The 371-nt window shown below is 62.3% G+C and carries 1 protein-coding gene; it reads right to left on the bottom strand.

Annotated elements, in window-relative coordinates; all coding sequences use genetic code 11:
• Positions 1–23: 23 nt before the first annotated feature.
• Positions 24–371: SDR family oxidoreductase (locus AB4Z23_RS29045; RefSeq protein ID WP_441361381.1), on the bottom strand; the 348-nt coding region annotated here is incomplete at its 5' end.

Genomic DNA, 371 nt, shown 5'->3' with positions numbered 1-371 from the left:
GTCGGACATAGGAGAAACCCTTCTCAGGCGATGGTGTTGACGAGACCGCCTTCGGCACGCAGAGCGGCGCCGTTGGTAGCCGATGAGCGAGGGCTGGCGAGATAGGCAACGAGGTTTGCCACCTCTTCCGCTTCCACCATGCGCTGGAGGATCGAAGCCGAGCGGGCGGTCGCGAAGAATTCGGCCTCGATTTGCTTGATCGGTGCGGAAGGGTCGCTTGCCTGGCTGCGCAGGAAGGCTTCGATGCCTTCCGAGCGGGTCGGTCCGGGCAGGACGGAATTGACCGTGACATTGGTGCCGCGTGTCAACTGCGCCAATCCGCGCGAAATCGACAGTTGCGCCGTCTTGCTCGTTGCGTAGTGGATCATGTC

Origin of the sequence: Agrobacterium sp. MCAB5 (genome assembly GCF_052114365.1) — a bacterium.
Classification (GTDB): Bacteria; Pseudomonadota; Alphaproteobacteria; order Rhizobiales; family Rhizobiaceae; genus Agrobacterium; species Agrobacterium tumefaciens.
This window is presented reverse-complemented; position numbering and strand designations above follow the sequence as displayed.